The following is a 7,103-nucleotide window of genomic DNA, read 5'->3' as shown; positions in this document are numbered from 1 at the left end:
AAGGGGACGACGGCGATGTCGCAGAGTATTTCCCGGTGGCCCGGCAGCTGGAACATGGCCTGGCAGTTGCGCGGCGCCAGCCGGGCCAGGGGATCGAGCAGGGCCTGGATCTGCGCGCGGTACGGGCCGTCCACGATGTTCTCCAGCGGCTGCCCTACGGCCTCGGAGCTGGGCTGGCCGGTCAGCTGTTCCCAGCGTGCGTTCACGAAGGTCAGCAGACCCTCGCTGTCGGTGCGAAAGATCAGCTCCTGCACGCTGCGCATGAGCACGGCCATCTCATGCTCGCTGCGCGCCAGGCGTGCCTGGGCCTGCTCCATGGCCTGCTGTGCCGTCTTCTGCTCCCTGCGCGTCTTGAGCACCGACCAGCTCAGGCCCAGCACCAGGGCCAGCAGGGCCACGCCGGCCACGAAGAAGGCGAAGGCGTCATCCCTCCAGCGCGCCACCAGGGCTGCGTAGGGCTCCTCCACCACCAGCAGCAGGGGCCAGTTGCGCACGGTGCGAAACGACACGATCTCATGGGAGCCGAGCATGCCCGCGCCGATGTAGGAGCCGAATTCGCTGTGCGGCAGCCATTGCCGGAACAGCGGTGTCTGCAGCACGGCGGTCGCCTGCACGCCGGTGCCCGCATTCGTGCTGGCCAGCGGCCGGCCGTCGTAGGTCAGCAGCACGGCCTCGTAGCTGAGGATCTCCAGCGTGGCCTGGTAGAAGTTGGCCACGGCGTCGGGGTTGATCAGGGCCACCAGCACGGCGGGCATCCCGTTGTCCTGGTGAAAGCCCAGCAGCTGCGGCAGAAACGACACGCCGCGCGGCGACGGGTGCGCGCGGGGCGCCAGGGCCGACAGGCCACGGCCGGGCACCAGCCGGCCCAGCAGGGGCTTGCCGGGCACGACGACGGCGCTCTTGTCGTGCAGCAGCTCCTGCATGTCGATCTGCTGGCCGGCCTCGCCCGCCTGGGTGCTGGCCAGTATGAGTCCCTTGTCGTCGAGCAGGGCCATGCTGCGCAGGTAGGGCAGCTGGGCGATCAGCTGGGCCATGGCGGCCTCGCGCGTGCTGCGCGTGTTGCCGGCGGCCAGGATGGCGGGGTGGTGCGCCAGGCTGGACAGGGCCATTTCTGTGTTCTCGAAGGTCTTGGCCGTCTGGTCCTCCAGCACGCGCGCCAGCAGTGCGGCCTGGGACTTGCTCTGGTCGGCCTCGGCGTGCAGCTGGCTCCAGACGAAGAGCACCAGCCCGGCAAGCACGCACAGGGCAAAGGTCAGCACCAGTGCCTTGATGTGGGCGCTGCGTCCGGCACCCAGGAAATGATGCGCGGTAGCTCGATCAGACATGATGAAGATGCTCCATCAGAAATTCCGGGGCGCGACGATGGCGGTCAACCCGTCGTGCGGCACAGGAACGGGCCGGGCCGGCGCGAACGCCTGCGTCCAGTGCCAGCCGCCCGCCAGCCTGCGGCTGGACGGGCCGTCTGCCATGGATAGGTCCACGCGGCCGGTCTCCCGTGCGCGCATCATCATCAGTCGCTCCTTTCAAGGCTGGCCAGGATCTGCAGCAGCCGGGTCGGGCTGAAGGGCTTGACCAGGTATTCGTCGGCGCCCGCATTGAAGCCCGCCTCGCGGTCCTCTGCGCTGTCCCGGGCGGTGAGCAGCACCACCAGGGTATGCCGCAGATCGTAGGAGGTCTTGATGCGACAGCACACCTCCAGGCCGTCCAGCGTGCCGGGCATCATCATGTCCAGCAGCACGATATCGGGCTTGTTGCGCTGGGCCACGGCCCAGGCTTCGTCGGCGGTGGGCACCTCCATGACCTCGTAGGCGCCGGACTCCAGCGTCATGCGCAGCAGTTTGCGGATGTCGGCCTGGTCTTCGACGATCAGTATCTTCTTCATGGCGGACCTTTCACAACGCAGTTGAAGGGGGCTGCGCGAGGTTAAATCATAAATATCAAATTCATCAAATTTATATTGAATTTTTCAATCGTATTTGATGCAAAATTGCTGCCATGTCCGAGAACAGCACCCCATCAGGCCAAATTCCGCACTACACGACTGCCGAGGTGGCAAAGCTGCTGGGCATGGCCGTGCGATCGGTCCAGCTCATGGTCGATCGCGGCGAGCTGGAGGCCTGGAAGACGCCCGGAGGCCATCGCCGCATTACGCGCGCTTCCGTGGAGCGCTGGCGCAGCAGGCAGGGCGAGCGCGCAGCGCCCGGGGTGCCCGGCGCACCAGCGGTGGCACAGGCGCCGGCCCCTGCCCAGGCGGGATCGGGCACCGGGCAGCGGGTGCTGCTGATCGAGGACTCCGTGCACTTCCAGAATCTGGTGCGCATGCTGGTGCAGCGTCACTTTCCCGACGTCCAGCTGCATGTGGCGAACGACGGGATCACGGGCATGGCGCTGTACGGCCAGATCCAGCCCGATGTGCTGCTGGTGGACATCCTGCTGCCCGACATCGACGGCGCCGCCCTGATCACCACCTTGCGCACCCATGAGCAGTTCGCGCGCTGCAAGCTGCTGGTGGTCACCTCGCTGGAGGCGTCAGAGCGCGAGGCCTATGCCTTCGCATTGGGCGGCGTGCGCGTGATCCACAAGCCCCAGCTGGTGCAGGAACTGCCCGAAGCGCTGGGCGGGCTGCTGGGCGGGCCGGCGGCGTGAACGCGCCCCTTCCTGCGGTCCTGCTGGTCGAGGACGATGCCTCGATTGCGCGGTTCGTTGCGCTGGCGCTGGAGGGCCTGCCCCTCACGCTGGTGTCCTGCACGAGTGCGGAGCAGGCCCAGCAACTGCTGCAAACCCAGTCCTTTGCCCTGCTGATCACCGATCTGATGCTGCCCGGCGCCTCCGGCGTGGAGCTGATCGAGTGGCTGCGCCGCTCGCCGCAGGCGGGCTGCTGCGCCGTGGTCTTCAGTGCGGGCGTGCGGGCCGATGTTGCGCTGCAGCTGGAGCAGTTGAAGGTGTGGCGCGTGCTGCTCAAGCCGGTGTCGGTGGCGCAACTGGTGGACTGCGTGGAGTCGGTGCTCCAGCAGCATGCGCCGCCTCCCCCTCCCAGGCAGGAGGCCGGGACGGGCGAGGGCGCCGATGCGCAGCCGGATGTGCGACCGGATGTGCAACCGGATGTGCAACCGGAGGCGCCGTCGGACGCGCTCGCCATCGCCAATTTCTTTGGTGGCGACGCAGGCCTGTTCCACAGCTACCGTGACATCTGCCTTGCACACTTGCCCGACGATATCGCCCGGATGGAGGTCCTTATCGCGGAGCAGAACGCCATGGCCCTGCGCAGGCAGGCGCACAGCCTGCAGAGCGTGTTGCGCCTGCTGGGACAGGAGCGGGCCAGCGGACTGACCAGGAGCCTGGAGCAGGCCTGCCTGGCCGGCGACTGGGCCGGTGTCACCGATGTCTGGCGGCCACTGGGCGCAGCCTTGCAGCAGCTGCTGGAAAGCGCAGGCCAGCGCGACCCGCGCGACTGAGCGCCGTGCCGGCCTGCCCCGGCTTCAGCCCGGCGGCCTGCGCCGCAGCCATCCATGCCAGATCCCTGCCGCCGTGGGAACGGCCAGGCAGACGCCGGCCAGCATGTCGCCAAGGCCGCCGTCGCTGAACAGGGCCGAGACCAGGCCGATGGCCGTCAGCACGCCCAGCGCGATGGGCCAGCCCCAGAGTGCGAGAAAGCCCCGGTGTCGCGCGCCGCTCATGCCGAGACCTCCTTGCCGCGCGGCGCGGGCTGCGGGGCCGGCACGCTCTTGCCCTTGTTGACCCACAAGTACAGGCCGGTGCCCAGCACGATGATGCTGGCGATGTCCAGCAGCGCCCAGAGGATCTGCATGGCCCGCCCGCCGTAGTCGCCGAAGTGCAGCGGCTGGGACACCAGCAGCGCCGTCAGATACCAGGGCAGGGCGGGCGCGGCCGTGACCTGGGCGGTCCTGGCGTCCACCAGCACGGGCAGGAACAGGCGCGAGGTCAGGGGCTCGTTGCCGCGCAGGAAGAAGGTGTGGTGGTGGGGGCTGGAGAACGTGGTGCCGGGGAAGGCGATGAAGTACAGCCTGGTGCCCGGCACCTGCTGCTGGGCGGCCTGCAGCGATTGCTGCAGCGAGGCGCGCTCCGCCACCGGCACCGTGTCCTGGCCCTGGTAGGGCGCCAGCACGCTGCTGAGCTGGTCATGCTGCCAGTACTTGATCAGCAGGTCGGCCCAGGTATTGATCATGCCGGTGGCGCCCACCACGAACAGCCATACCAGGGTGACGATGCCCAGCAGGTTGTGCAGGTCCAGCCACTTCAGGCGCGGCTGGCGCGTGCGGCGCACGGTGCCGAAATCGAGCTTGCGCATGAAGGGCGCGTACAGCACCACGCCGCTGACGATGGCGATCAGCAGCAGCAGCCCCATGAAGCCCAGGAACAGCTTGCCCGGCAGCCCCGCGAACAGGTCCACGTGCAGCTTGAACATGACCCACATGAAGCCCTGGTCGAAGCGCGGCTGGGCCAGCAGCTCGGCCGTGCGCGCATCGATGACCACGGAGCGGAAATCGTCCGTGGGCGCCGGCGTGGGCGTCATGGTGACGAACCAGAGGTCGGCGGTGTCGTCGGACTTGGAGACGAACTGCACCACGCGGTCCGGGTGCTGGGCGCGGGCCACCTCCAGCACCTTGTCCAGGCTGGCATGGGGCGTGCCCTGGGGCATGGGCGGGGCCTCCACCTCGGTGCCCAGCAGGTGGCCGATTTCGTGGTGGAAGATCAGCGGAAGGCCGGTCAGGCACAGCAGCAGCATGAAGACGGTGCAGACCAGGCTGCTCCATTTGTGCAACCAGGCCCAGGTCTTGATCGTGTGGCTTTGCATGGGGTGTTCTTTTCTCTGACAGAAGGGGGCCTGGGGCCCCCGCCATCACCGCGCCCCGGCGCCATGCCGGGGGCGGGGCGGTTGCCGGTGGCCGGTGGCTTAGAAGTCCACTTGTGCCGACAGCATCAGCGTGCGCGGCGCGCCCGTGGTGGTGTAGCCGGCGGCAGTCACCCAGTAGCTCTTGTTGCTGACGTTCTCCAGGCTGGCGCGCAGCACCACCGGCTTGCCGGCCACGTGGGTGCGCAGGCGTGCGCCCAGGTCCAGGCGTGTCCAGCCGGGCATGCGCAGGATGTTGGCCGCGTCGTAGTACATGGACGAGGTGTGGATCACGCGGCCGTTCAGGCTCAGGCCCTCCACCCAGGGGGTATCCCAGTCCAGGCCCAGGTTGAAGGTGCGATCGGGCACGCCGTTGGCATCGTTGCCCTGGTTCACGCCGCCTGCCGTGCGCGAGAGCCTGGCGTTGTTGAAGGCCGCGCTGGCCAGCAGGCGCAGGCCCTTGTGGATCTCGCCGTAGGCGGTCAGCTCCAGGCCGCGGTTGCGCGTCTCGCCGCCGAAGCTGTAGACATTGGTCACCGGGTCCGTCATGGAGCCCGGGCGCTGGATCTGGTAGAGCGCGGCCTGCGTGGTCATGCGGCCCCAGTCCACCTTCACGCCGACCTCGTACTGCTTGGATTTCTGCGGCGCGAACACCTGGCCGGCATTGGCCGTGTTGGGCCCGGCCGTGCCGCCTGCCGACAGGCCTGCCGTGTAGTTGGCGTAGACCGCGACATGGTTCTGCGGCTTGAACACCACGCCGGCCAGCGGCGTCACGGCGCTGGCCTTGTACAGCGTGGTGCCGCTGGCGTTCTTCTGGTCGATGGTCTGGTCGCGCAGGCCCACGGTCACCAGCAGGCGGTCGCTGAACAGCGCCATGGTGTCGGCCAGCGCCAGGCTGTGCTGCGTCAGCTCGGCGTTCTTGGTGGGCGCGCCGCGCACGAAGTCGATGGCAGGCAGGGGCGACGGGTTGTAGATGTTGGAGGGGACGGCTTTGGTGGTCAGCTGGTAGAAGTAGCCGCTCTCGCGGTCCATGTAGTTGGCCGCTGCCACCACGGTGTGGCCGATGGCGCCGGTCTTGAAGCGTGTGCGCAGGCCCACGTCGGCCGAGGTGGTCTTGTTGAACTCGTCGTAGAAGCCGTTGCGCACGGTGAAGTTGCCCAGCGAGTCGATGCGCTGCACGGCCGTGGGGAAGCTCTGGTCGCTGGACACATCGCTGTAGCCCACGCCGCCGTAGACGGAGGTGTTGGCGTTGATGTCGTATTCCACGCGCGAGATCACGGTCTTGGCCTTGTCCAGCAGTTCCGTGCCCGGGTTGAAGTTGGTGCGGCTGTCGGGCACGGCGGGCACCTGGGTGATGCCGGCCAGGAAGGCGCTTTGCGGGCGGAACTCCGTGGTCTTGCCGCTGGTGGTCAGCGCGTCCAGCGACCAGCGCAGGCCCTGGCCTTCGTAGTCCAGCCCCACCGAGGCCAGGCCCAGGCGCTGGCGGCCGCCGTCGATGTTGCCTTCGCCGTTGCGCCACACGCCGTTCACCCGCACGCCCCACTGGTTGTCTTCGCCAAAGCGGCGGCCCACGTCCAGGTGGGTGCCGAACTGGGCCTTGCCCATGTAGGTGGCGGTCAGGCGGTTCAACGGCACGTCGCCCGCGCGCTTGGTCACCACGTTGATGCTGCCGCCGATGCTGCCGCTGGGACCCACGCCATTGGTCAGCGAGCCGGGGCCCTTGAGCACTTCCACGCGCTCGATCACCTCCAGCGGCAGTCGCGTGGAGGGCGACAGGCCGTACAGGCCGTTCACCGACACATCGCGCATGGACAGGGAAAAGCCCCGCACCTGGAAGTCATCGCCATAGCCGCCGCGCGCCTGCAGCGTGCGCACCGAGGCGTCGTTCATCACCACGTCGGCGATGGTCAGCGCCTGCTGGTTCTCGATCAGCTCCGAGGTGTAGTTGGTCGTGCTGAAGGGCACGTTCATCTGGTCGGTCTTGCCCAGGATGCCCAGGTCGCCGCCGCGCGCGATCTGGCCGCCGGCATAGGTCTTTTGCAGTCCGCCAATGGCCTCGGCCTGGTCGCTCACCGTCACCTCCTTGAGGGCCGGGCCCTCGGCCGTCTGGGCCGCCACGCCCACGGCGGCCAGGGCCAGGCCGGCGCCCAGGCATTGGCGGATCAGGCGCGTGAGGGGATGGGGAGCGAAGCGGAAGTCCGCAGGAGTGCTGGGGTGCGTCATGGCAGTCATGTGCAAAGGTTGGAAAAAC

At 68.2% G+C, this 7,103-nt stretch carries 8 protein-coding genes; 2 read left to right on the top strand and 6 right to left on the bottom strand.

Annotation, left to right across the window (positions count from 1 at the left end):
* The 3 genes from DTS01S_RS24905 to DTS01S_RS24900 form a co-directional block, all read right to left on the bottom strand.
* On the bottom strand, positions 1-1,325 hold a 1,325-nt coding region (locus tag DTS01S_RS24905), incomplete at its 3' end, for a PAS domain-containing protein (RefSeq protein ID WP_156493788.1).
* Positions 1,326-1,340: 15 nt separating this feature from the next.
* Positions 1,341-1,511 carry a hypothetical protein gene (locus DTS01S_RS30960; protein ID WP_016454269.1) on the bottom strand — a complete coding sequence of 57 codons (171 nt, stop codon included), beginning with the start codon at positions 1,509-1,511 and terminating at the stop codon, positions 1,341-1,343.
* The gene (locus DTS01S_RS24900; protein WP_017407052.1) at positions 1,511-1,882 is read right to left on the bottom strand and encodes a response regulator transcription factor; all 372 of its coding nucleotides are present in this window, start codon (positions 1,880-1,882) and stop codon (positions 1,511-1,513) included. The genes DTS01S_RS30960 and DTS01S_RS24900 overlap by 1 nt, the downstream gene beginning before the upstream one ends.
* Before the next feature lie 113 nt (positions 1,883-1,995).
* Between DTS01S_RS24900 and DTS01S_RS24895 the strand changes: the two genes are divergently transcribed.
* Both DTS01S_RS24895 and DTS01S_RS24890 read left to right on the top strand, forming a co-directional pair.
* Positions 1,996-2,646, top strand: coding sequence for a response regulator (locus tag DTS01S_RS24895; RefSeq protein ID WP_016450119.1), 651 nt, complete (start codon positions 1,996-1,998; stop codon positions 2,644-2,646).
* A complete protein-coding gene (locus tag DTS01S_RS24890) occupies positions 2,643-3,455 on the top strand; it encodes an Hpt domain-containing response regulator (protein ID WP_061289387.1) in 813 nt (270 codons plus the stop codon). The genes DTS01S_RS24895 and DTS01S_RS24890 overlap by 4 nt, the downstream gene beginning before the upstream one ends.
* A 24-nt stretch (positions 3,456-3,479) precedes the next feature.
* On the opposite strand, the gene DTS01S_RS24885 is transcribed toward DTS01S_RS24890, so the two are convergent.
* The 3 genes from DTS01S_RS24885 to DTS01S_RS24875 all read right to left on the bottom strand — a co-directional run bounded on the left by DTS01S_RS24885 (position 3,480) and on the right by DTS01S_RS24875 (position 7,084).
* Positions 3,480-3,677, bottom strand: coding sequence for a hypothetical protein (locus tag DTS01S_RS24885; RefSeq protein ID WP_016450117.1), 198 nt, complete (start codon positions 3,675-3,677; stop codon positions 3,480-3,482).
* The gene (locus tag DTS01S_RS24880) at positions 3,674-4,816 is read right to left on the bottom strand and encodes a PepSY-associated TM helix domain-containing protein (protein WP_017407054.1); all 1,143 of its coding nucleotides are present in this window, start codon (positions 4,814-4,816) and stop codon (positions 3,674-3,676) included. Before DTS01S_RS24880 ends, DTS01S_RS24885 begins: the two co-directional genes overlap by 4 nt.
* Positions 4,817-4,915: 99 nt before the next feature.
* Positions 4,916-7,084, bottom strand: coding sequence for a TonB-dependent receptor (locus tag DTS01S_RS24875; protein ID WP_017407055.1), 2,169 nt, complete (start codon positions 7,082-7,084; stop codon positions 4,916-4,918).
* Positions 7,085-7,103: the final 19 nt, after the last annotated feature.

The organism is Delftia tsuruhatensis NBRC 16741, assembly GCF_001571325.1.
Classification (GTDB): Bacteria; Pseudomonadota; Gammaproteobacteria; order Burkholderiales; family Burkholderiaceae_C; genus Comamonas; species Comamonas tsuruhatensis.
This window is presented reverse-complemented; position numbering and strand designations above follow the sequence as displayed.

Bases quoted from the DNA above. Each gene is read 5' to 3' on its own strand.
- DTS01S_RS30960 (WP_016454269.1), bottom strand. From the start codon at position 1,511: ATGATGATGCGCGCACGGGAGACCGGCCGCGTGGACCTATCCATGGCA.
- DTS01S_RS24900 (WP_017407052.1), bottom strand. From the start codon at position 1,882: ATGAAGAAGATACTGATCGTCGAAGACCAGGCCGACATCCGCAAACTG.
- DTS01S_RS24895 (WP_016450119.1), top strand. From the start codon at position 1,996: ATGTCCGAGAACAGCACCCCATCAGGCCAAATTCCGCACTACACGACT.
- DTS01S_RS24885 (WP_016450117.1), bottom strand. From the start codon at position 3,677: ATGAGCGGCGCGCGACACCGGGGCTTTCTCGCACTCTGGGGCTGGCCC.
- DTS01S_RS24880 (WP_017407054.1), bottom strand. From the start codon at position 4,816: ATGCAAAGCCACACGATCAAGACCTGGGCCTGGTTGCACAAATGGAGC.
- DTS01S_RS24875 (WP_017407055.1), bottom strand. From the start codon at position 7,084: ATGACTGCCATGACGCACCCCAGCACTCCTGCGGACTTCCGCTTCGCT.